This window comes from Flavobacterium sp., from assembly GCF_031381455.1.
Classification (GTDB): domain Bacteria; phylum Bacteroidota; class Bacteroidia; order Flavobacteriales; family Flavobacteriaceae; genus Flavobacterium.
The window spans coordinates 85,308-108,851 of record NZ_JANMXZ010000038.1; the positions used below are offsets into that span (position 1 = coordinate 85,308).

Annotated in this window: 19 protein-coding genes; 5 read left to right on the top strand and 14 right to left on the bottom strand. The window is 33.7% G+C overall.

Going from position 1 to position 23,544, the window contains the following annotated elements:
* Nucleotides 1–4: 4 nt before the first annotated feature.
* The 7 genes from RMN97_RS09130 to RMN97_RS09160 form a co-directional block, all read right to left on the bottom strand.
* Nucleotides 5–607, bottom strand: coding sequence for a hypothetical protein (locus RMN97_RS09130; protein ID WP_309614209.1), 603 nt, complete (start codon nucleotides 605–607; stop codon nucleotides 5–7).
* Nucleotides 544–1,425 carry a hypothetical protein gene (locus tag RMN97_RS09135; protein WP_309614210.1) on the bottom strand — a complete coding sequence of 294 codons (882 nt, stop codon included), beginning with the start codon at nucleotides 1,423–1,425 and terminating at the stop codon, nucleotides 544–546. Before RMN97_RS09135 ends, RMN97_RS09130 begins: the two co-directional genes overlap by 64 nt.
* A 20-nt stretch (nucleotides 1,426–1,445) precedes the next feature.
* Entirely contained in the window at nucleotides 1,446–2,006 is a 561-nt protein-coding gene (locus tag RMN97_RS09140; RefSeq protein WP_309614211.1) for an outer membrane beta-barrel protein, read from the bottom strand.
* A gap of 409 nt (nucleotides 2,007–2,415) precedes the next feature.
* On the bottom strand, nucleotides 2,416–2,862 hold the full coding sequence (locus RMN97_RS09145; protein WP_309614212.1) for a GNAT family N-acetyltransferase: 447 nt from the start codon (nucleotides 2,860–2,862) through the stop codon (nucleotides 2,416–2,418).
* A gap of 4 nt (nucleotides 2,863–2,866) precedes the next feature.
* Nucleotides 2,867–3,838: a DUF4837 family protein gene (locus RMN97_RS09150; RefSeq protein WP_309614213.1), complete on the bottom strand. Its 972-nt coding sequence runs from the start codon at nucleotides 3,836–3,838 to the stop codon at nucleotides 2,867–2,869.
* Nucleotides 3,839–3,877: 39 nt separating this feature from the next.
* Nucleotides 3,878–6,127: a LysM peptidoglycan-binding domain-containing protein gene (locus RMN97_RS09155; protein WP_309614214.1), complete on the bottom strand. Its 2,250-nt coding sequence runs from the start codon at nucleotides 6,125–6,127 to the stop codon at nucleotides 3,878–3,880.
* A gap of 100 nt (nucleotides 6,128–6,227) precedes the next feature.
* The gene (locus tag RMN97_RS09160) at nucleotides 6,228–7,415 is read right to left on the bottom strand and encodes a phosphoglycerate kinase (protein ID WP_309614215.1); all 1,188 of its coding nucleotides are present in this window, start codon (nucleotides 7,413–7,415) and stop codon (nucleotides 6,228–6,230) included.
* Between the two features lie 219 nt (nucleotides 7,416–7,634).
* Between RMN97_RS09160 and RMN97_RS09165 the strand changes: the two genes are divergently transcribed.
* On the top strand, nucleotides 7,635–8,783 hold the full coding sequence (locus tag RMN97_RS09165; protein ID WP_309614216.1) for a DNA polymerase III subunit delta': 1,149 nt from the start codon (nucleotides 7,635–7,637) through the stop codon (nucleotides 8,781–8,783).
* Between the two features lie 5 nt (nucleotides 8,784–8,788).
* Entirely contained in the window at nucleotides 8,789–9,175 is a 387-nt protein-coding gene (locus tag RMN97_RS09170) for a DoxX family protein (protein ID WP_309614217.1), read from the top strand.
* A 98-nt stretch (nucleotides 9,176–9,273) separates the two neighbouring features.
* Here the strand turns inward: RMN97_RS09170 and RMN97_RS09175 are convergent, their stop codons facing one another.
* The 6 genes from RMN97_RS09175 to RMN97_RS09200 form a co-directional block, all read right to left on the bottom strand.
* Entirely contained in the window at nucleotides 9,274–11,535 is a 2,262-nt protein-coding gene (locus RMN97_RS09175; protein ID WP_309614218.1) for a helix-turn-helix domain-containing protein, read from the bottom strand.
* Nucleotides 11,536–11,634: 99 nt separating this feature from the next.
* A complete protein-coding gene (locus RMN97_RS09180; protein WP_309614300.1) occupies nucleotides 11,635–12,204 on the bottom strand; it encodes an OmpH family outer membrane protein in 570 nt (189 codons plus the stop codon).
* Nucleotides 12,205–12,441: 237 nt separating this feature from the next.
* Nucleotides 12,442–13,287 carry a class I SAM-dependent methyltransferase gene (locus RMN97_RS09185; RefSeq protein WP_309614301.1) on the bottom strand — a complete coding sequence of 282 codons (846 nt, stop codon included), beginning with the start codon at nucleotides 13,285–13,287 and terminating at the stop codon, nucleotides 12,442–12,444.
* 101 nt (nucleotides 13,288–13,388) lie between these two features.
* Nucleotides 13,389–15,260, bottom strand: coding sequence for a tRNA uridine-5-carboxymethylaminomethyl(34) synthesis enzyme MnmG (gene mnmG, locus RMN97_RS09190; protein WP_309614219.1), 1,872 nt, complete (start codon nucleotides 15,258–15,260; stop codon nucleotides 13,389–13,391).
* A gap of 1 nt (nucleotide 15,261) precedes the next feature.
* Nucleotides 15,262–15,684 carry an rRNA maturation RNase YbeY gene (ybeY, locus tag RMN97_RS09195; RefSeq protein WP_309614220.1) on the bottom strand — a complete coding sequence of 141 codons (423 nt, stop codon included), beginning with the start codon at nucleotides 15,682–15,684 and terminating at the stop codon, nucleotides 15,262–15,264.
* Complete coding sequence (locus tag RMN97_RS09200; RefSeq protein ID WP_309614221.1) at nucleotides 15,677–19,060, bottom strand: DUF4175 family protein; 3,384 nt, start codon at nucleotides 19,058–19,060, stop codon at nucleotides 15,677–15,679. The genes ybeY and RMN97_RS09200 overlap by 8 nt, the downstream gene beginning before the upstream one ends.
* A gap of 134 nt (nucleotides 19,061–19,194) precedes the next feature.
* On the opposite strand from RMN97_RS09200, the gene RMN97_RS09205 reads away from it, so the two are divergent.
* Both RMN97_RS09205 and gltX read left to right on the top strand, forming a co-directional pair.
* Entirely contained in the window at nucleotides 19,195–20,226 is a 1,032-nt protein-coding gene (locus RMN97_RS09205; RefSeq protein WP_309614222.1) for an alkane 1-monooxygenase, read from the top strand.
* Between the two features lie 63 nt (nucleotides 20,227–20,289).
* Nucleotides 20,290–21,810 (top strand): glutamate--tRNA ligase, encoded by a 1,521-nt coding sequence (gltX, locus tag RMN97_RS09210; RefSeq protein ID WP_309614223.1) that lies wholly within the window; start codon nucleotides 20,290–20,292, stop codon nucleotides 21,808–21,810.
* Nucleotides 21,811–21,843: 33 nt separating this feature from the next.
* Here the strand turns inward: gltX and RMN97_RS09215 are convergent, their stop codons facing one another.
* Nucleotides 21,844–22,470 carry a PorT family protein gene (locus RMN97_RS09215; RefSeq protein ID WP_309614224.1) on the bottom strand — a complete coding sequence of 209 codons (627 nt, stop codon included), beginning with the start codon at nucleotides 22,468–22,470 and terminating at the stop codon, nucleotides 21,844–21,846.
* 75 nt (nucleotides 22,471–22,545) lie between these two features.
* Here RMN97_RS09215 and RMN97_RS09220 point away from each other — a divergent pair, with 75 nt between their 5' ends.
* The gene (locus tag RMN97_RS09220) at nucleotides 22,546–23,535 is read left to right on the top strand and encodes an SPFH domain-containing protein (RefSeq protein WP_309614225.1); all 990 of its coding nucleotides are present in this window, start codon (nucleotides 22,546–22,548) and stop codon (nucleotides 23,533–23,535) included.
* The last annotated feature ends 9 nt before the right edge of the window (nucleotides 23,536–23,544 follow it).

A 23,544-nucleotide genomic window follows, 5' to 3' on the forward strand; every position in this document is an offset into this window, starting at 1 on the left:
CTTTCTATACCGTTGATATATCAAAATAATTTGATTTAAATTCTAGGATTTTTAATCCATTTAAATCAAATAATACTGCTGATTTTATTTGAATATCGTTGGTGCTGCTTTTGGTTTCTGAATTGGTTATATCATCTAAAACATAAATGTTATGTTTAGTCGGGACAACATTCATTTTATGTGTCCCATCGCCAGCAGAACTATATGTTTTTGAAATGGTTGTAGAACCACAATCGTTTGTTGCTGTGATGTTAGCAGTAACTGTCCAAGCAGATGTTGGAGAACCATGGGCTTCAGCAGTTAAACCATAACCAGTAATCGTTCCATTTCCTGAAGTTTTGACCCATGTAGCTGAAGTTATTCCTTGATTTTCTGTAGACGGTACATTTACAATAGCTAAATCATAACCTCCGGTATTCGCCACTTTGGTAACATTAAAACTTGGGCTACTTCCAATTCGAATGCTTTTGGTTACATCAAGATACTGATTGCAAGCATTTGTTATTCTTGCTACAAGATTAAAAGTACCATTACTTACTTTATTTACGGTAATACTTGTTCCGTTGTTGAACTCACTGTAGCTATGGCTGTATTTGAGGAAGACCACGTTACTGTATTAGTGCCCTGATTAGAAATACTATAAACCCCAGATGTAGCTGGTGTGCAAATAGAATTACCTCCTGAAATTATAGCTGCTGTTTGTGTAAATGGTGCGCGTGTAACTATGCAAGTCTTTGTTGGTTGTGCAACACCGTTTAGCACAGGGGTTACTGAAACATTTGTTGGTAAATTACTTCCTGAACTAGGACTTAATGTAATTGAATTGGTATTAGAGGTACTGCCTGACCAACCCGAAGAAGAATAAGACCAATTATAAGTTAAAGTTGCGCCATTTGGAATATTAGCAGGTGTGACTGTAAATGTTTTTGCACTTGTATCACCGCAAGCAAGGCTTAAACTAGTAGGTAATAGTGAAAACGTTGGAGAAAGTGTTTTAGTTATTGTATAACTGCAAGTTGTTTGATATTCTATATTGCTACTTGATTTAAAAATGGCAAATAAAGTGCCGCCACTTGTGTTAAAATCACTTTCACTCATAGTTATATCTCCGCTAGATGTATAGTATGTGTCAAAACTAGTAGGCTGAACTATTTCGTTTTTTCTTTCAATTCTTGAACCTGATGAACCAATTGAATAAACATATAAATTACTAACTCCAACAACTTGATTTGTTGGTTTTGTCAAGGTTATACCAAATTGTACTCTAACTGTTGGATTGGTGCCAAAATCAATATTGCCACAATTACTTATTGGGGTTCCGCTTATATAGGTCATTCCTGAAACAGCAACATTAACTTGACTATATGTTGTGATTGTATACATCAACAAACAAATTGCTATTATATTTTTTAATATACTTTTCATTATTTTAAGGTTTTAAATTATTATTTTTCTAAATGTATTTGAAAACCTAATCCAATTTGAATGTTATTATACGTTGAACTTGCTGATCCATTTGGAATTAATTTTGAAGAATTATAATCAAGTGTTATTTCAAGTCCAACACTATTGTTAAAAAAAATTACAGGACCTGCTTTAAACCCATATCCATTGGATTCTGATTTGTTACTTCCTGATTTAGTTTCTCCAAAAACATAATTTGCTTGGGCAAAAAAATTGATGCGTTTATCTTCTTTTAAAAAATAATATCTAACAAAAGGACCAACTCCGTATGCAAGGCTATTGTCCGAATCTTTTGGTTTAGTATATCCAATACTGAAACTAGTCCCTGCTACAAATTTGTTTGCAAAGAAATAACCGACATTTGGAGAAATGTTAATGCCGATTCCTTTATTAGTAACGTCATTGCCATTATTTTTATACTTTGTCTCATAAGAAGACAAATTACCATTTCCCCCAACCATCCAATTTCCTTTGGTGATTTGAGCGTTTGAAGTGATAGAGAAAAGAACTAATGCTATACAAATTGATTTTAAGGTTTTCATAATGTTTATGCTATTAAATGTTTATTAAATTGTTGTTTTTCCATATTTTTGAAATGTTAAATTAAACTTTTGTGAGAAATCGTTTTTTTTACTGTGAGAGCTGTCCGCCTAGCGGATGGCTTTCTCTTTTTTAGAGTGATACTTTAATTCATGATTTTTCTTTTAAAAATTAATATATAGACAACCTCGCTATGATTTCATAGAGGTTATTAGAGACTAAGCCAATACTGTATTTTTGTTTATAATCAATTTACTTTTAAAAAAGCAGACTGAACGTTCATAAAAAACTGTAGTGGTATTTTATTTTATGAACTAATAGAGATTCAAATGTAGGGGAAAGAAATTTACAAAAAACAAAAAAATCTTACATTTTTTATTTTTTATTTAATTTGTGCTTAAAAAATAGAACTTACTCTTTTTTCATTTCGATATGTGGAATATCGTCTTCAAGATACATTTCGCTGGTTTGAATAAAACCGTGACTTTCGTAGAAACTCTTCAAATATAATTGAGCTGAAATGGTAATTTTAGTTTCACCAATCTGATGTTTCATAAAATAAATGGCTTCCCGCATTAAGATGTGACCGAGTTTTTTGTCACGATAACTTGGCTTAACGACAACTCTTCCGATGGAAGCTTCCTCAAAATAATCTTTTGGTTTAAACAATCGGGCGTACGCTACTGTTTGTCCATTATCTTCACCAATTAGATGTAATGCTTTTTGATCTTTGTAATCAATATCCTGATAGACGCAATTTTGCTCCACTACAAAGACTTCACTTCGCAATTGAAGCAAATTGTATAACTCAATTGGAGTTAGTGCTTCAAATCGCTTTATTTTCCATTCTAAATTCATGCTGCTATTTTTTAATTTGTATGGATTTAATAATCGATTCTAATTCAAACATCAAATCGCGCTTTTCTTTTGATGGCGCGTAACAAAATCCTTCTAAAACCAGAATGCGCCTATGGGCTTTATCAAAAATAGCATAACTAATAAATGGTCCGGACATGAAATCGTTTTTCATTTGCCACGTTCCTTTGGTTTCATAGGTTTTATTTCCGAACAAAGTTGTTTTTGAAAAATAGGGCGAATAGGCTTCTTCTGTTACCATTTTTGTTCCGGGAGCTGAACCGTGTATCCATAATTGCCCTACAGAATCTCTAATTTTTACAATATCGTTAACCGCATAATTAGGCCTGATGCTTTTCCACGGAATTTGATAAATGATTAAGCTGTTGTTACCGCTGGTAATTTCACTTTTGAGCCAAATGAAATTTCTTCTTCGCATTACATATTCGTATTTCGAAGGAATCAATAAATCAATGTTGAATTTCTTTTGGATTTTTTTGCTGTCGAGTAACGAATCTTTGATGATTTTTTGATTGTGAGTAATTTCGATGGCGCGCATTTTTTTTATAATGTCAGGTGCATTTTTTTGAAGAATTTCTAATATTTCAAAAGATGTTTTTCCTGAAATATGAAAGGCGTTTTGTGGCGAGGCAAATTCATTTTCCTTGAGTTCAAACTTATTCTCATTTCCTTTTTTGATAATAAGAATATTTCGGCTAGCCGTTGAAAATCCTTCGAAAAGCTTTACCGGGTATTGATTGATGGTAAATAATGGTTCTTCTTGCGGTAAGCCTAATACCGGCGAAGCAAACTTGTTTCTGATACTGTCGCCAACTTCTCCGTTCCAAAGTTGGTCGTCAATGATTACTGCAATTGTATTTATGGCCGCGGAAGAATCGTCGGGTAACTTGTCTTTTTTTAATGAACAAGAGCTCAAAAGACAGGCAACAAAAAGCCATAAAAAAAGGGTCTTATTCATAACTGAAATAAAACCCAAATTTATAGAAGATTTTCGGAATTAACCGTTAATTTTTAATTTCATACCGGCTTTTAAACTTTCGTTTTTAATTCCATTCCATTTTTTCAAATCTGAAATTGAAACGCCAGGATATTTTTTAGCAATGCTAAATAATGAATCGCCTTTTTTAACATAGTATAATTTTACTTCATTTCTATCATTAACGGCAATATTTTCTTTTTTAGCTATTGTGCTTTTGGTGTCTGATGAAACTACATATCTTTTTCCAACGATTAATTTTGCTCCAAGTTGAACCGTATTATCTTCAATCTTGTTCCAGTCTTTAATGTCTGAAATTGAAACATCAAATTTTCTGGCAATGCTACCTAAGGTTTCGCCTCTGTCAACAATGTGTTCCGTGATTTTAACTTCGGTTTTATACGTTGTTTCTTTTACAGGTTCTGCATCATTATTAACTAATGCCAATTTAGAACCTTGTTCAACATTCAAATCGTTTAGATTATTCCATCTTTTTAAATCTTCTAAACTAACATTGAATTTTTTGGCAATGCTGAATAAATTATCACCTCTTTGAACTTCATAAAAATCACTTGGGTTTTCATTTGCTTCATTTGAAGCAACAGCCGTTTCAACAGCATTTCTATCTGCTTTTATTTCTTTTCTAACTGAAGTTACAACTCTTTCGTTTTTAATTATTTTTAAGCTTTTTCCGGGAACTATATTGCTTCCTTTTAAACGATTCCATTTTTTCACCTCGGCAACGGAAACTCCGTATTTATCTGAGATTTCTCCAAGATTATCGCCTCTTCTAACTTTGTGATATTTTACAACATCTTTATACGAAACCACTTTTTCTTCTTTATATGTTTTAGCTGTATTTGATGCTAAAACTGTAGTTTCTTTTACAGAAGTTGTGTCTGGTTTTGTGATTTTTTTGTCATTGGTTGCAACCGCTTCCGTAGTAATGATTTTTAATCTTCTACCCATTGGTGCTTTGTTGCTACGCAAATGATTCCATTTTTTAAGTTCTGACATAGTGATGCCATATCTATCTGAAATCTCACTTAAACTATCGCCTCTTCTAACTTTATGGTATTTAACTCTTGAAACTGTTCCATCATTATCAGAGAAATTAGAGTTGTTTGCCAGCCTTTCATAAGGTCTTTCTCTTTTGCTTGATTCATATTGAACGAAGGCATAAATCTTATCTTCGTTGGAAGTGAAAACAGCCACTTTATTTACTGGTAGTGTTAAATAATGATTTTCACCTGTGATAAATGGGATTACTTCTCTCTTGTATGATGGGTTTAGAAACTGCAATTCCGCCACAGGAACATCCAGCAAATCTGAAATTTGTTTGAAAGTCATCGCATTTTTTATCATCACAGTATCTGTGGCAAAATGATTTGCGATAGCTCTATCAGGTTTTATTCCGTGTTCTTTGTGGTATTCAAAGATGTACATTGTTGCTAAAAACGCAGGTAAATATCCTTGTGTTTCTTTGTGAAGATATGGTCGTATGTTCCAGTAATTTTGTTTTCCTCCTGAACGACGGATAGCTTTGGCAACATTTCCAGGTCCAGTATTATAAGAGGCTAAAACCAAATCCCAGTCGCCAAAAATAGCATACATGTTTTTCATGTATTGAGTAGCGGCCTTACTTGCTTTCAATGGATCGCTTCTTTCATCAACATACGTATCAACCTTCAGTCCGTATTGTTTTCCCGTTTGGTACATAAACTGCCATAAACCAGTTGCGCCTACTCTGGAAACCGCTCTCGGATTCAAAGCTGACTCAACAACAGATAAATACTTAATTTCTAATGGAATGTTTTGTGCCGCTAACGACTCTTCAAACATTGGGAAATAGTATTGTGAAATACCTATTAATCTCTCGAAAGATCTTTTTCTATTCTTTAGGAATGATTTGATTACGTTTTCCAAACCAACATTGTATTCAATGTTAAATGGGGATTTCTCGTCCAGTTTTTTCAATCTCTCTTTCAAAAGTTCTGTAGGCAATTCGTAATCCACTTTTTCATCAACATTAATGTTCTGGATGTCAAAAGCCAATTCATCATATAAGTCCAAACTTGCCAATTCCTTCATCCATAAACTGTCAATGCATGATGCAATGTTGTCTTGAACAAAAGTTGCCTTGATGGAATCCAAGACTTCTTTTCTGGAAAGCGGTTCTTTTTTTACTGATGTAGCAACGATAGTATCTTGGGCAAAAATTGCGGAAGAAGCTAGCAGTAATGCTAATGAGGTTAGGTTTTTTATGGTCATAACTTTATTTTATAAAGTGATATATTTCAAATCTGTATGTTATTAATTAAGTATAATTAATAACGTTTTTTATTATTTTTTATTGTGCTGCTTTAAAATTTTAACTTAAAATGGCAGCAATTCCAGGTAATACTCTTCCTTCTAACATCTCCAACATGGCTCCACCGCCAGTTGACACATAACTCATTTTGTCTTCCAATCCGAATTGTTTCACCGCCGCAACTGAATCTCCGCCGCCAACAAGTGAAAATGCTCCGTTTTCTGTTGACTCTGCAATATAATTTCCTAATTCAATTGTTCCGTTAGCGAAATTTTCCATTTCAAAAACGCCTAATGGACCATTCCAAAGAATTGTTTTTGAATTCATAATCACTTCTTTGAAATTTGCTAATGATTTTGGCCCGGCATCTAAACCTTGCCATCCATCTGGAATTTGCCTAACATCAACAACTTGAGTTTTCGCATCATTTGAAAAAGCATCTGCTGCAACAACATCAACCGGAATATGTATCTGAACGTTTTTTTGTTTGGCCAAATGCAAAATTTCTAAAGCCAATTCTTGTTTGTCATCTTCACAAATTGAGTTTCCAATTTTTCCGCCTAAGGCTTTTATAAAAGTGAATGTCATTCCGCCACCGATAATCATGTGATCCACTTTGTCTAAAATGTTTTCAATAACTGTAATCTTTGAAGAGACTTTTGAACCTCCAAGAACTGCTGTTACCGGTTTCACTGAATTATTTAAAACTCTGTTTAAACTTTCTATTTCTTTGGCCAAAAGCAATCCAAAACATTTGTGATTTGGAAAGAATTTAGCAATTATTGTTGTCGAAGCATGTGCTCTATGAGCTGTTCCAAAAGCATCGTTCACATAAATATCACCTAATGAAGCTAATTCCTTAGCAAAATTTTCGTCTCCGTCTTCTTCTTCAGCATAAAAACGAAGGTTTTCTAATAAAAGAACTTCGCCAGGTTTTAAATTTTTAGCGGCATTTGTAGCTATTTCTCCTCTACAATCTGAAGCAAATTGTACATTTACTCCCAACACTTCTGTTACTTTTGCCACAATATGTTGTAGCGAATATTGATCTTCTTTTCCTTTTGGTCTTCCTAAATGTGACATCAAAATTACACTTCCACCATCAGCTAGAATGGTATCTATAGTTGGCTTTGCGGCTTCAATTCTGTTAGCATCTGTCACATTGAAATTCTCGTCTAAAGGCACGTTGAAATCAACTCTTATTATTGCTTTTTTGGCGTTGAAATTAAAATCTTGAAGCGTTTTCATTTAGTAATTTAAAAGGTATGAATCATTGCAAATATAATAAAAATTAGTTTCATCGATGTTTTTTGTGCTTTTATCGATGTTTTTTAACTAAATTTTAAGTGTTAAAATCTTTGTTTTCAAATAAATAACAATTTGTTTAGCCGCTATTTCTACCTGAATTTGTTTTGAATATCATTGTCTGATTTACTAATAGCAAAATATTTCTTCTATATTTGCTTTATGCAGTTTTCAGATATTCTTGGTCAGGATTACATAAAAAATCATCTCGTTAAAAGCGCGTTGTCGGGAAGAATTCCGCATGCACAATTGTTTGTTGGCCCGGAAGGTTCTGGCACTTTAGCCATGGCAATTGCTTATGCACAATTTGTTTTGTGTAATAATCAAGGACACGAAAATAGTGGCGGAAACGAAAGTTGCAATCTAAAGTTTCAATCGCTTTCGCACCCTGATTTGCACTTTGTTTATCCAAATGTTACTAATGACGATGTGAAAACAAAACCAAAAAGCGCTGATTTTATTATGGATTGGCGCGAGTTTGTTTTGAAAAATCCTTACGGAAGTTTATTTGATTGGTACAAACATTTGGGCGTACAAAACAAACAAGGTGAAATTCGTGTCGAAGATGCTCAGGATATTTTAAAGTCTTTGGCCTTAAAATCCTATGAAGGTGGTTATAAAATTATGATTGTTTGGATGGCTGACAAAATGAATATTGCTGCGTCCAATAAATTATTAAAATTGTTGGAAGAACCGCCTGAAAAAACATTGTTCTTGCTAATTTCTGAAAACGAAGAAGATATTATTCAAACCATTCGGTCACGATGTCAAGTGCTTCATTTTGGTGCTTTGCCTGAAGCCGAAATTTCGAAAGCGTTAAAAGTCAACTATTTTTTAGACGATTCTTCAGCATCAAAAGTAGCACATCAAGCACAAGGAAATTATAATAAAGCGCTTCATATTGTGAAAAATGATACCGAAGATTTTCCTTTTGAAAAATGGTTTGTAGCATGGGTTCGAGCAGCTTTCAGCGCAAAAAAGAATGCTTCGGCTATTCAAGATTTAATTTTATGGAGTGAAGAAATTGCAAGTTTGGGTCGCGAAGGGCAAAAGCAGTTTTTGAATTATTGTATTGTCATGTTCCGCCAAGCTTTGATGCACAATTATGAAACCAAAAATCTTGTTTATGTTGAACCACAAGTGGAAAATTTTACTTTTGATAAATTTGCTCCATTTGTAAATGGGAACAATATTAATGCTATTTTTAGTGAACTTTCAGCTGCGATTTATCATATTGAACGCAACGGAAATGCCAAAATTATATTAACTGATTTATCTATAAAACTTACTCGATTAATCCATAAAACGTAACCATCATGACTAACACAGCTTCGATACTTGTTTTGCTTTTTCTTGCAGTAACTTTTGTGCAATCGGCCTATGATAAAATCTTCGGCTGGCAAGGAAATATTGATTGGCTTAAAGGGCATTTCGCCAATACTTCATTATTGAAAAATAATGTTCCATTAGCTTTGGGAACTATTCTTATTCTAGAACTTATAACCGGTGTTTTAACTTTGGTTGGTTGTGTAGAATTATTGATTAATGGCGGAAGAACATTTGGTTTTTATGGCGCTGTTTTTTCGTGTATTACATTGATTTTATTGCTTTTAGGTCAAAGATTGGCCAAGGATTATGACGGTGCTCGAACCATTGCTATTTATTTTGTTCCAGCGGTTTTAGCAGTTTTTTGGTTGAGCTAATTACCGATATATCATCATCTACCGATATATCATCCCTAAAGGGATTTTAATATTGGTTGATTTGTTTTGCTATCCGAATTTAATCCCTAGCGGGATAATTACAAACTTGCTTTAAACATTTTGAGTTCATCCCAAGTGAATTTATCTCCGTATTGTTCTTTCAATCCATTGAGGGTTTCTTCCTTGTAACCTTTAAAAGCTTTGGCTAATTCCTGAATTTTTTCTTCTGGTAAAACATCGGTAATTGAGATGGTTTCTGTTTCTATGAGCTTAGCAATATGACCGCCAATTGTTTGGGTTGTTAGCTTTCGAATCGCTGCTATTTCTTTAATAGAATTCTTTTCCAACCACAATTCATAGGTTTCTTGAACGGTTGATTTTTTGGGTTCTTTGTATGTCTTTTTCTTTTTGGTGTAGCGTTCTAAATCGACTTCATCTTCAATTAAAGTCACGTTTAAATTTTTAAATTCTTCCCGAATGGTTTCCATTTTTCGGATTTTGTAATATTTAATTGCTTCAGAAGATAATTTTTCTTTAGAAATTGTTTCGCCTTTCACTACTGTTTCTATTAGCAATTTGGCTTTCATTAATTGTAAAACCGATTTGACTTGTAGCGTTTCTAAAACCACTAATTCATCATAAAATGCTTTGACTTTTTTTATCCGAATTACTTCTTCTATTTTCCATAGAATTTCATAAACTAAATTATCTAATGGTTGTAAAAAATAAGAATACGCGGCTTGAATTCTTTCGTAAACAAATTTAAAATCGACTTCTTCTCTGAAAAGTGTATTCAATTGCGAAATAAATTTTCGGGATGGTTCCGAAAGACTTTCAATTAGTTCGGTTTGTTTTTTTGCCCAAACAGCATGTTTTGATTTGGCCGATAATTCTGAATTTTCGTTATAACTAAACTGATGATTGCGCCATTCTTGAGCCAAATCTGCCCAATCGAAACTGGATTTTAAATAGTTATGGATAAAATTTTTGGTTTCATGTTTCAAGGAATTTTCCAGAAGTGCTTCGCTAGCTTTATTTTCGGCATATTCCATCACATCTTGATCGCTTGAAATACCATTCATTTGCAATGGAGAAAGCAAAACCAAACCGTTTAAAGAGCGCAATCGGGAAAGTGCCACATAGGCTTGTCCGGGAAGAAAAACTTGCGAAACATCTAGTGCTGCTTTTTCAAATGTCAATCCCTGACTTTTGTGAACTGTGATTGCCCAAGCTAATTTTATCGGATAATGTGTAAATGTTCCGAGAACTTGTTCATTGATTTCTTTGGTGTTTTCATCTACATAATAGCGGATGTTTTGCCATTCATAACGCTCCACTTCTATAGTTTTATTTTCTTCGGGAAAGTGAACCATGATTTCTTCATCTGATAGCGATTTAATAACGCCCATTTTACCGTTGAAATAATTTTTATCAAAGGACAAATCGTTTTTGATAAACATGACTTGAGCTCCAACTTTTAGTTCTAGTTTCTCTTCTAACGGATAGATTTTTTCTGGAAAATCGTCAACAATTAATGCTTTATAGACCTTAGATTTTCCTTTTAAATCGAGTAATGATTGCGAATTTATAGAATCGGCTTTGACGTTATGTGTTGTTAAAGTGATGTAACCTTTGTTTGCTTTTAAATCAAAATTGGGTTGAACAAATTGATTGAGAATTTTAATATCGCTTTGCGAAATTTGATTGTTTCTTAAATTATTCAAAACCGAAATAAACTGCTCATCGGTTTGTCGGAAAATTTTAGACAATTCGATATACAAAGGTGGATTTTGCTGAATAACATGTGAATGAAAAAAGAATTTCCCTTTATAATACGAACGCAAGGTTCGCCATTCTTCGTCACGAATTATTGGTGGCAATTGCAATAAATCGCCAATAAAAAGCACTTGAACTCCACCAAAAGCTTGGTTTTTTCTTCTTACAGATTGTAACATAAAATCGATGGCATCCATCAAATCAGAACGCAACATACTGACTTCGTCAATGATTAGCAATTCCATATTTTGAATGACGGATTTTTTCAATCCGCTCATTTTAAAATGTCTGCGTAACGTTGCTTTGGTTTCGAATTTAGAATTTTCTAAAAATTGAGGAGTAGAATTATCGGGAATGAATCCGCCGAAAGGTAACTGAAACATCGAATGAATGGTAACTCCGCCAGCGTTTAATGCGGCAATTCCTGTTGGAGCGACTACTACACAATTTTTGTGTGTAGATTTAATTATCTCTTTTAGAAGTGTCGTTTTTCCGGTTCCGGCTTTTCCCGTAAGGAAAATAGAGCGATTGGTTTGATTGATAAATTGCAATACATAGTTTGCTTCGACTGATAATGATTCCATGGCGTATAATTTAGAAGCAAATATAAAACATTGTATTTCAACATACAACAAAAAAAACCTACAAAATTGCAGGCTTTTTATCTTACAAAATAAATTTTGTTATTTCTTTTCTTCTTTTGGAGTATCGTCCTTTTTACCGGCAGCTTTATATTTATCGTTGACGTTTTTGATTATTTCAGCAGTAATATCATAGTTGTCTTTTGCATATAAAATTGATGGTGCCGCTTCGCCTGATCCGTAAATATAATCGTATCCTTTTTCTTTACCGTATTCTTTCAGCATTTTTCTGTAGCCGCTAACTAAAGAATCTATTTCAGCACCGCTTTCTTGTTGCAATTGTTGTAGCATTGCTTGTTGAGCATAGTTTAATTGTTGTTCTCTTTGCGATAATTCAGCACCTTTTTGTTGAGCCCAAGCTTGTCCGTTTGCTTGTGCATTCTGCTTAAAACTTGCCGCTTCTGATTTAAAACGAGCAACTTCAGCCTCTAACTGATTGCCCATTACTTTTGATTTTTCTTTGTATTTCGCTCCGATGTCTTTCGCTTCTGTAGATTCATCCATTAATTTAGAGGTATCAATGTAAGCTGTTTTAAATTCTTTTGTTTCTGTTGGTTTATTACAAGAAATAATTGCAATTGCGAATGCAAAAAGGATAACTGTTTTTTTAATCATGATTTGATAAATTTAATTTCGGTTTCAAAAGTATAAAAATAATATTCAATTAGCTAAAGGTTGAATTTCTGTATTTTTTGTGTTATAAGTTTTAGTTATTGTAAAAATATTATTAATAATGTCTGGCTATAGTTTTTAACTTCAAATAAAGCCGTTTAAAAGCATTTCTTGTTTTAAATAGCTTGTTGCTTATTCTTGCTTTGTTTAGTTAAATGATGCGCTTTAAATTGATTTTTACTTGTTTTTTATAACGTAAATGTGTGAAGAATACTCTTTGGTTTGTTGAGCACTATGATTTGATTTCAATCCGACAAAAAAAGCTTTGATGAAATTCATTTTTCCGGTTTTGTATTTTTCAGATAATAAGCTTACATAAAAACTGTCAAATTTCATTGGAAGCACATCAACCAATTTCATTTCTTTTTCTGTAAACAATTTATCAATTGCTGTTTTTGAAAAATGCCAAATATGTCTTGGCACATCAAAAGCTGCCCAAAACCTTCCATAATAATTTGCGTCAAATGATTTGAAGTTTGGTACTGCTATCAAAATAGTTCCGGTTGGTTTAACTAATCTTTTCAATTCCAAAATATATTCTTCAAGATTTGGGACATGTTCTAATACATGCCACATCGTAATTACATCAAAGGAACGACTTTCTAAATCGGAAAGGTTGTCTGCAAAATTTACTCCTTTACTTAAAGCAATTGCTTTTGCTTTTGCACTTGGTTCTATTCCGGTTGTTTGCCAGCCATTATTTTTTGCAACAACTAAAAAATCTCCGGTTCCTGCTCCAATGTCTAAAAGTTTTCCTTTTTCAGATTGTGAGTTAATTAATTTTAATTTGTTTTTAAGTGCAATATTTTTTATCAAATGGTACATTCTTTCAAATAAAGAGCGCTTTCCATCGGTATGCGAAATATAATCTTCACTTTCGTAATAGCTTGGTAATTTTTCTAGACTTGGTTTTGGAAACGTGATTAATAAATCATATTCGGGATTGTGATGCAATTCGAAAATTTCTTTTGAAACAGAATAGTCTCTAACTTTTTGAAAAAAAATATTGTTTTGAAAACTCATATAAAGGCTGTATTGATAAGGCTTAGCAAACTTGGTTTCACGTGGAACGTGATTAATATTAGATTTCAAATATTTAATATCAGATATCTGAAATTTAAAATTTACCTGCCCATGTAAATTAATAAAACAGAAATGTCAGCCGGAGAAACTCCACTGATTCTTGATGCTTGTGAAATGGTTACCGGACGGATTTTGCTGAGTTTTTGTTTGGCTTCTATCGACATTGATTTGATTTTATTGTAATCGAAATTCTCCGGTATTTTAATATCTTCTAAACGGATTAACTTTTCGGCATTGTTTCTTTCCTTTTCGATATAACCTGAATATTTAACCTGGATTTCTGCCTGCTCGATTATTTCTTTATCTAAATCATTTTCGGCAACGTAATTCTTAACCTTATCGAATTTTAGAAAATCATCTAATTCAATTTGTGGTCTGGAAAACACTTTAAACATTTTATCCGACTGGACCATTGCAGAACTTTCTTTGGCTTCCAGAATTGGATTTGCTTCTTCTGGTGTAACACTGGTTTCTTTGAAAAAAGTTACCATCTTTTCGCTTTCGTTAAACTTATGTTCCATTCTGCGTAATCTTTTTTCTGAGGCTAAACCAATTTCATATGACTTTGGCGTTAATCTAAAATCAGCATTATCCTGACGTAACAACGTTCTGTATTCCGCACGAGAAGTAAACATTCTGTATGGTTCTTCCGTTCCTTTGGTAATCAAATCGTCAATCAAAACTCCGATATAAGCTTCATCACGACGCAAAATCATCGGTTCTTGTTCTTTTACTTTTAAAGCGGCATTAATTCCAGCCATCATTCCTTGAGAAGCTGCTTCTTCATAACCAGTAGTTCCGTTAATTTGTCCAGCGAAAAACAAACCCTCTACAAGTTTAGTTTCAAGCGTGTGCTTTAATTGCGTTGGCGGAAAATAATCATATTCTATAGCATAACCCGGACGGAAAAATTTAACCTTTTCAAATCCTTCTACCGAACGCAATGCTTTAAACTGAATATCTTCAGGTAACGAAGTAGAAAAACCATTTACATAAACCTCAACAGTATTCCAACCTTCCGGCTCGACAAATAATTGGTGTCTTTCTTTATCCGCAAAACGATTAATCTTATCTTCAATAGACGGACAATATCTTGGCCCAATACTTTTAATTCTACCGTTAAACATAGGCGAACGATCAAAACCTTCACGAAGAATGTTATGCACTTCATTTGAAGTATAGGTCATGTGACAAAGCATTTGATGTATCAAAGGTTTTGTTTCATCCGAATAAGAGAATTTATCAGGGACTTCATCTCCCGGTTCTTCTCTCATTTTAGAATAATCTAAAGAACGACCATCAACTCTTGGCGGTGTTCCTGTCTTCATTCTTCCCGCTTCAAAACCGACTTTGACTAAATCATCTGTAATTCCATAAGCAGCACTTTCTCCTGCTCTTCCTCCGCCAAATTGCTTATCGCCAATATGAATTAATCCGTTAAGGAAAGTTCCGTTTGTAAGCACAACTGTTTTGGCTTTTATTTCAATTCCTAAAGAAGTTACAATTCCTTCAATTTTATTATTCTTAATCAAAAGACCCTTGACCATTTCTTGATAAAAGTCAAGATTAGGCGTTCGCTCCAATCGCAATCGCCATTCTTCAGCAAAACGCATTCTGTCCGACTGCACTCTTGGCGACCACATTGCCGGTCCTTTTGATTTGTTCAACATCTTAAATTGCACAGCTGTATTGTCTGAAACAATTCCAGAATAACCACCAAGCGCATCAATCTCCCGAACGATTTGTCCTTTGGCAATTCCGCCCATCGCAGGATTGCAAGACATCTGCGCAATGTTTTGCAGACTCATTGTCACCAACAAAGTGCTACAGCCCAAATTGGCTGATGCTGCCGCTGCTTCACAACCCGCATGTCCTGCACCTACTATTATTACATCGTATTTTTCTAAAAACATTTTAGTTGTGTTTCACGTGGAACATCTTCATTTTTTCTTCTTCCTTTTGACGCATAAGTTTTTCGTCGTCCTCGCTTTTATCTTTGTAGCCACAGTAGTGTAAAACGCCATGTACTAAAACGCGTTTTAGTTCTTCGTCAAAACCAACATTGAAATCAATGGCATTTTCACGTACTCTTTCTATAGAAACGAAAATATCTCCGTGTAGTTCGTTTCCTATAGAATAATCAAAGCTGATAATGTCTGTTAAGGTGTCGTGATTCAAATATTGCTGGTTAATTTCAACTAAATAGTTGTCGTCGCAGAAGATATAATTAATATCTCCTTCGCTCTTCATTTCAGAGCTAATGACTTTGGAAAGCCAGTCCAAATAAAGCATTTCGTCTTCTAGTTTGAAATCTAACTCGTAATTAAAACTAATCATTGGTTTTAAAATATTCTTGAACCCTTTGGTTAAAATTGGAGCGCAAAGGTAAGCTTTGTCTATTTAAAATTTCAATACTATTTAAATATTCTTGTAGCTTACTCGGTAATGCAGTAGCTTGGTTGTTAAATTCTTTCTTATTTGTTTCCGATTGCCGTTTACTGTCTTGTCCTTGTTGTTGAACCGCTTTTTCTAATTTCAACAATTCATATTTCACATTCAAAATCTTTTGAAGTGTTTCGTTATTAAATCCTTTGTTTAATAATTGCTTCTCTATCTGCTTCATTTGATCCATGGCATTCTGACCATTGCCTCCAACGCCTTGCTTCTTTAATTCTTTTTCTAAAGCCTCCCGCAACTGTTGTTGTTCCTTATAAATTTCCATTATAGCTTTGGCATCACCTTCGCCGTCTTGACCATTTTCTCCACCTTTTTGATTTCCGCCTTGACCTTCTCCTTTACCATTCTCGCCTTTTCCGCCCTTTTGCCCATTACTCCCCTTTTGCCCTTCCTTACCTTGACCTTCTTTTTCTCCTTGATTCCCTTCCTGACCTTCGCCCGGTTTGTCACCTTTCTTCATTCCCTTTTTCATCTTTTCACCCAAACCTTCTTGTTTCTTAATAATGTCTGGCAATTGCATTCCGGAACCTTGTCCTGGCTTTGGTTTCCCTTTACCTTGTCCTGGCATTTGCATCTGCATCTGCATTCCGTTTAGAATATCACTTAATAAATCGGCAAGCTTATTGGAAGATGAAACTGCATATTGCTGGTGAGAATTCCCTTTAGAAACATTGGCTTCTGCCAAAGTCTCAATTGCTTTGTCTACATTGTATTGAACGCTTCCAATTTCCTTAGTAATACTTTCCCCTATTTTTGGATTACGTAATGACATGGTAAACAAACTATCATCAACATGTTTGAATTGTTGCTTTAAATCTTGCTGAATTTTTAAATTTTTATTAAAGGACGGAGCACCGCGTTTTAGATTTTTAAACTGTTTCATTACATCTTCTTGAGAAAACGAATACGCCAAGAGATTGTCCAAAATCTGGCGCAACATGTCTACGTCTTCCTCTAATTGCTCCTTTTCTCCTGATTCCATTTGTTCTTGCATTTGCTGCGACATTTGTTTCATCTTTTTGGAAGCGCTCTTTTGTTTTGGCTTGGCTTTGTCTTTTTGCTGCTTTTGCAACTGTTCTTTGGCGTCTTTTAAATCTTCGTCTATACTTTTCTCTTTGTCTTCCGATTTAGGCAAATCCATCGGAGCTTTTAGTTCTTTGTTGTCTTTTTCTAAATCTTTTAATTCTTCCTTGATTTTATCGAATTCCTTATTGATTTCATCTTGTTTCTCCGCATTGTTTTCATCTGATTTATCAGCTAGCTTCTCTTGTTTTTCAGCAAGTTTATTAATTTTATCTGCTATTTGTTGGGCTTTTTTCTCCACATAATAGCGTTTAGTCAACTCAACCAATTGCTCTAAACTCTTAGTCTGATTTTTACTGGCTTGTTGGAATTTCTCCATTTTCTCAAACAATTCTTCCTTACTGATTTTGTCATTCAGCTTTTGAAGTTCTTCTAATAATTTTTTATTCTTTTCTATTTCTTCTTTTGATTTCTCTAATCTTTCCTGAAGCAGTTCCTTTTTTTCATCTTTCTTCTCAGATTTGAACTGCTCTAAATTCTCCTTCATCTTTTCTGAAAACTCTTTCATCATTTCGTCTTGTTGCTTTTGACGCTGAATAAAATCGTTTACTTTTTGCTGATCTTTGTATTCTAAATTATCTTTTTCCTTGCCCATTTTTTGCAATTTATCCAACTCTGAAAGCTGTTTGTCTTGCGCTTTAAGAGATTTTGCTAATGAATTGATGTTTTCATTTTGCTGTTGCATCATTTCATCTTGTTTTTCTGTTTCGGTTGCAATTCGGTTACTAAAAACAGAAGATTTTGTGCTTTTGTAACTATGAATAGCATCGTTATCAAAAATCTCGAAATAATATTCATACGAAACACCTTCTTCTACCAGAAGATTACTCGGAAAAGAAAACACAAACTGATCGTAAACATCTCTCTTAATAGCAATAGCGGCTTTTTTAGCTGAATTCGGACTGTCTTTAGGATAGTACACAATTTGCAATTTAGACAAGCCATAATCATCTGAAACTTGTCCTAGAACAAAGTTCTTATTGACCTTTAAACTGTCTGGCGCATTGTTTACATTGATGGTCGGAAACTGATCTTTGATTACAGAAATTTGATAATTCAGTTTTTCATAATTCTGAACCTTATTGTTCGAAGTCAAAATTTGATAATCTACATTCTGAAGAATACTTTTTGACAACGAAAAAATATTATCATTTTTGGCAAAAGTGTAATGTGCATTTTCATTTACCCAATCCACTTTTTGTGTAGCCAGTGTATTCATTCTCCAAGTAACTTGTGTTCCTTCGGGAATAATGGCATTTCCTGTTCCTTTTATAACTTCAGATTTTTTATTCAAATAATTTGGAAAATTTAACACCATTTCAAAATTGGCGATAGATGGAACGGTAACCACTTTCAATTCATAATCGTGTGACGAAACATCATTAGCTTCAATGTGAAATTCTATATCTTCTGATGGCTTCGGAATGACAAATTCAAATTCTCCCTGTTTGCTGCTATCCATAAAATAACTTTCATCACCAATGAAAATCATAGCGTTTTCGGGAACTATTTTACCAATGGTTCTAACCTTTAAAAGGAAATCTTTGTTTTGTTCTGTTTGCAGATTTTTATTCAAAACCTCAAACTCAAAAGGTGCAGGCGGCAAAAATTGCCGCTTAAAATGAACAACACGATTCAAGCTTTGAGAAATCAAATTGCTATTTCCTGAAAGATAAAAGAAGGCAAAAAACAAAATCGGAATTATCGCCAAAGGCAAATATTTCTTGTTATTTCCAAGGTTTATGGCGTTTCCAAAAGGAATTGGTTGCAATGTGTTTGCTTTTTGATCAATCGATGCCGCTAACAATTCCGATTTGTTCCTGTCATAAGAAAGCTGTAAAAAATTAGTCAACTTATCTTCTATTTCACCGAAATGATTTCCAATGATAATCGAAGCTTCTTCGTAATTAATACCTTTTTGAAGTTTGGATAATTTGAATAACGGAAAACAAATAAATCTAAAAAACAGAAAAAACTCAACTAAAACAAAGGTGCAAAACAAAACTGTTCTCGCCGCTGGCTTAAGCCAGAGAAAATATTCAATGAACAAAGTGAATATAAAATACAGCAAGCCAATTCCGATAAAGAAAATAATTCCCTTCAGCAGTTGATTGGTATAATACTTATTAATAAAGCTTTCTAACTTTTGATATATAATCTTTGAATTCTCCAATTTTTGCAATTTCTTTTTATAACCGATAAATGTACAATTTTTAGCGAATACCAAAGCGTTAAAAATTTGCCAAAGAAAAAAGCGCTGAATTCTATAAAATCTTTGCTAATTTTATATCAAAAATCAAACTGATTATGAAATATTTATTAGCGTATTGTGTTCCGTTAATTGCATTTATAGGTGTTTATTTTGGTGATTTCTGGAGTTATGCCGGAGTAGTTTTTGCTTTTGGCATTCTACCCATATTAGAATTACTATTTCCAACAGATGAGAAAAATTATACTGAAGCTGAAATTGAAAGCAAACTAAAAAATCGCTTTTTTGATATCCTTTTATATCTAAATGTTTTGATTGTCTATGGTATGCTGTTTTTTGTTTTGCATAAAGTTATAACTACGAAATTATCCATAGCAGAAATCATTGGAACCGTATTAAGCTTAGGTGTCGTTTTGGGTTCTAACGGAATAAATGTCGCTCACGAATTAGGCCATCGCGAAAAAGTAGTAGAACGTATTATTGGAAAATTGCTTTTAATTCCGTCTCACTACACTCATTTTTTTATCGAACACAATCACGGACATCATTTACATGTTTCTACACCCGAAGATCCTTCAACAGCAAAATACAATCAATCTTTATATACTTTTTGGATACAAACTGTTTTTGGAACCTATCGAAAAGCCTGGCAAATTCAAAAGAAACTAAATCAAATTGAAAATCGTTCTTGGTTTTCCTTTAAAAATGACATGCTTTGGTTTTCCTTAATTCAAATTAGTTATCTGATTTTTATTTACTTTTTCTTTGGAAGTATTGGTTTTGTTGTGGCCTTATTTGCTGGAATTGTCGGTTTTCTTTTGTTGGAAACTATCAATTATATAGAGCATTACGGTTTGAAAAGAAATCTTTTGTCTTCAGGAAGATATGAACGCGTTAGTGAAAAACATTCCTGGAATTCAAATCATATTTTAGGAAGAATTATGTTGTATGAACTAACTCGTCATAGCGATCATCATTATAAATCTCAGAAGAAATATCAGATTTTAGAATATCATGATACTTCTCCACAAATGCCCTTTGGCTATCCAACCAGTATGGTTTTATCTTTGTTTCCGCCTCTTTGGTTTGCTATAATGAACAAAAGAATTCCATTAGAAATGAAATCCTAAAAACTTCTAACTTCTGACTTCTAACTTCTGACTTCTGATTATCTTTGTCGAAAATTTAAAGAAATGTCAAGACCTGTTAGAGTTCGTTTTGCTCCAAGTCCAACCGGACCTTTACATATTGGAGGTGTTAGAACTGCCTTATTCAATTACTTATTTGCCAAAAAACATAACGGTGTTTTCTATCTTAGAATAGAAGATACCGACCAAAATCGTTTTGTTCCCGGTGCTGAACAATATATTTTTGAAGCTTTGGAATGGTTGGGAATTTCACCAAGCGAAACCGTTGGGAAGAACGAAAAGTTTGGACCTTACCGTCAATCGGAAAGAAAAGAATTGTATAAACAATATGCTGACCAATTGATTAATTCAGGTTGGGCGTATTATGCTTTTGATACTGCGGATGCTTTGGACGAGTTAAGAAGAGAAACTGAAGCAAACGGCAAAACCTTCATATATAATTGGGAAATACGGGAGAAACTTTCCAACTCTTTTACTTTATCTAAAGAAGAAGTGAAAAGAAGAATCGAAAATGGTGATGATTATGTTATTAGATTTAAAATACATGATCCAAAAGATGGAGTACATGGAATAATTTCTACAACAGATATTATAAGAGGTCATGTTACTTTCAAAAAAGAATTACTGGATGATAAAGTATTGTTCAAGTCTGACGGTATGCCAACTTACCATTTAGCAAATATTGTAGATGACCATTTGATGGAAACCTCGCATGTGATTCGCGGTGAAGAATGGTTATCTTCTCTTCCTTTGCATTTATCTATGTATAATGCCTTTGGTTGGCAGGCTCCGGAGTTTGCGCATTTACCATTGATTTTAAAACCTATCGGAAACGGAAAATTATCAAAACGCGATGGCGATAAATTAGGTTTTCCTGTGTTTCCATTGGAGTGGAAATCAAAAGAAGGAATATCCTCAGGTTACAGAGAAATAGGTTTTTTCCCGGAAGCGGTAATTAACTTCCTGGCATTATTGGGCTGGAATGATGGAACTGAGCAAGAGTTATTCTCATTGGAAGAATTAGTAGAAAAATTTGATTTAAACCGAGTTCATAAAGCCGGTGCTAAATTTGATCCTGATAAAAACAAATGGTTCAATCATCAATATTTGCAAAAGCAAGATGATGAGAGTTTGGCCAAAAGTTATGCTCCTATTCTTTATGAAAAAGGAATTGATGTTGATTATACTTCATTGGTAAAGATTGTTTCGCTGGTAAAAGAACGAGCAAACTTCGTTTCAGAGTTTTGGGACATGAGTAGCTTCTTTTTTGAAGCACCAACATCCTATGATGAAAAAGCGTCCAAAAACTGGAAAGAAGACACGCCAAGAACAATGCAGGAGTTAATTTCTGTGTTAGAAAATATTAGCGATTTCACTTCGGCTAATATTGAATTTGTGGTAAAAGACTGGATGACACAAAACGAAATTGGAATGGGAAAAGTAATGCAGCCTTTTCGCTTGAGTTTGGTTGGAGCCTTAAAAGGTCCGCATCTTTTTGATATTGTTGAGTTGATTGGAAAAGAAGAAACCATCAAACGATTGGAGAAAGCAATCGATAGTTTATAAAAAGAAAAGTGCCGAATTATCGGTACTTTTTTATTAGAAATAGAAAATTACATTCCCATTAATTACAGAAGCGTGTCCGCTGTAACCAGCATCAAGTTTTCCGAGCATGTTATTTATGCCATATTGATAAGAAACATTTAATCTCACGTTTCTAACTCCGGCTGTAACACCTATAAGTGGATAAAAACTAAAATTGCTAATATTGGTTATATCCTTTGCGGTGGTTTCCTCATCTCCTTTGATAAGATAGTCTTCATCTGTTTTTTCTACAGCAAGTTTTCCATTGATTTGAACCAGTGGGCCAAATTCAAAACTCAGATGGTTTTCGATAATTTTATAACTCAACTGAAACGTTATGTTAGCACAAGGCAATTTAAAATTGGTCTCTCTATCGTTAAGCGTTTGGTTTAAAGTCGCCACTTTAAAGTTGTATTCACTAAACTGAATTCCATATAGTGCATCCCAATCATTAAAGGCATTTCCTCTCATAGAAAGCCCAACATTCCAACCTGTTCCGGGCTTTGATTCAAAATCTGAAGTATTTACACTAAATTGATTTAATCCCAAAGTAACTCCAATCATATTGGAATCTCTATATCCGTATTGTGCAAATCCAATAGTTGTCGTAAACAACAAAAGGATTGAAATTTTTTTAATCATGAATTCGTAACTTTTTATTTGTAACAAACATACATTTTTTTCGTACAACAACTTTACTAACTAAAATTTTAAATTATGCCAACTATCTTTTTTATTTTTTTATTCTTAGGAATCATTATTCTTTTTTCATCCTTTTTCACTGTAAAACAGCAAACCGCAGTCGTTGTTGAACGATTCGGAAAGTTTTTAAGTATCCGAAATTCCGGTTTACAACTCAAACTTCCAATTATTGACCGAATCGCCGGTCGTGTGAATTTAAGAATCCAGCAATTAGATGTTATCATCGAAACACAAACTAAAGACAATGTGTTTGTCAAAATGAAAGTTTCTGTTCAGTTTAAGGTAATTCCTGAGCACGTTTATGAAGCGTTTTATAAATTGGAATATCCTCATGACCAAATCACAGCTTATGTGTTTGACGTAGTTCGTGCCGAAGTTCCAAAATTGATTTTGGATGATGTTTTTTTAAGAAAAGACGATATTGCTATTGCTGTAAAACGCGAATTAAATGAAGCAATGACGACTTATGGTTACGATATCATCAATACTTTAGTTACTGATATCGACCCAGATATTCAAGTAAAAAATGCCATGAACAGAATCAATGCTGCCGAAAGAGAAAAAACGGCTGCTATGTTCGAATCGGATGCACAACGAATCAGAATAGTTGCTAAAGCAAAAGCCGAAGCGGAAAGCAAAAAATTACAAGGTCAAGGTATTGCTGACCAACGTAGAGAAATTGCGAAAGGTTTGGTAGAAAGTGTTGCTGTTTTAAACGAAGTTGGAATCAATTCACAAGAAGCGTCGGCTTTGATTGTAATTACACAACATTACGACACGCTTCAGGCAATTGGTGCTGATACAAATTCGAATTTGATTTTATTGCCAAATTCTCCACAAGCTGCAAGTGATATGTTAAACAGTATGGTTACTAGTTTCACAGCATCAAACATTATTGGCGAAGAAATGAAAAGACAACCAAGAAAAGTTAAGAAAACAGGAAATCATACGTCCTTAGATTATAATCCGTCTGACACTTCTAGCCCGGAAGAACCAGCAAAATAAAAGTAGTTA

Excerpts from the sequence above, each read along its gene's own strand:
- RMN97_RS09160 (WP_309614215.1), bottom strand. The coding sequence starts at position 7,415 with ATGAAAACGCTTCAAGATTTTAATTTCAACGCCAAAAAAGCAATAATA.
- RMN97_RS09135 (WP_309614210.1), bottom strand. The coding sequence starts at position 1,425 with ATGAAAAGTATATTAAAAAATATAATAGCAATTTGTTTGTTGATGTAT.
- RMN97_RS09165 (WP_309614216.1), top strand. The coding sequence starts at position 7,635 with ATGCAGTTTTCAGATATTCTTGGTCAGGATTACATAAAAAATCATCTC.
- RMN97_RS09155 (WP_309614214.1), bottom strand. The coding sequence starts at position 6,127 with ATGACCATAAAAAACCTAACCTCATTAGCATTACTGCTAGCTTCTTCC.
- RMN97_RS09205 (WP_309614222.1), top strand. The coding sequence starts at position 19,195 with ATGAAATATTTATTAGCGTATTGTGTTCCGTTAATTGCATTTATAGGT.
- RMN97_RS09175 (WP_309614218.1), bottom strand. The coding sequence starts at position 11,535 with ATGGAATCATTATCAGTCGAAGCAAACTATGTATTGCAATTTATCAAT.
- RMN97_RS09220 (WP_309614225.1), top strand. The coding sequence starts at position 22,546 with ATGCCAACTATCTTTTTTATTTTTTTATTCTTAGGAATCATTATTCTT.
- gltX (WP_309614223.1), top strand. The coding sequence starts at position 20,290 with ATGTCAAGACCTGTTAGAGTTCGTTTTGCTCCAAGTCCAACCGGACCT.
- RMN97_RS09185 (WP_309614301.1), bottom strand. The coding sequence starts at position 13,287 with ATGAGTTTTCAAAACAATATTTTTTTTCAAAAAGTTAGAGACTATTCT.
- RMN97_RS09150 (WP_309614213.1), bottom strand. The coding sequence starts at position 3,838 with ATGAATAAGACCCTTTTTTTATGGCTTTTTGTTGCCTGTCTTTTGAGC.
- mnmG (WP_309614219.1), bottom strand. The coding sequence starts at position 15,260 with ATGTTTTTAGAAAAATACGATGTAATAATAGTAGGTGCAGGACATGCG.
- RMN97_RS09170 (WP_309614217.1), top strand. The coding sequence starts at position 8,789 with ATGACTAACACAGCTTCGATACTTGTTTTGCTTTTTCTTGCAGTAACT.
- RMN97_RS09215 (WP_309614224.1), bottom strand. The coding sequence starts at position 22,470 with ATGATTAAAAAAATTTCAATCCTTTTGTTGTTTACGACAACTATTGGA.
- RMN97_RS09145 (WP_309614212.1), bottom strand. The coding sequence starts at position 2,862 with ATGAATTTAGAATGGAAAATAAAGCGATTTGAAGCACTAACTCCAATT.
- RMN97_RS09140 (WP_309614211.1), bottom strand. The coding sequence starts at position 2,006 with ATGAAAACCTTAAAATCAATTTGTATAGCATTAGTTCTTTTCTCTATC.
- ybeY (WP_309614220.1), bottom strand. The coding sequence starts at position 15,684 with ATGATTAGTTTTAATTACGAGTTAGATTTCAAACTAGAAGACGAAATG.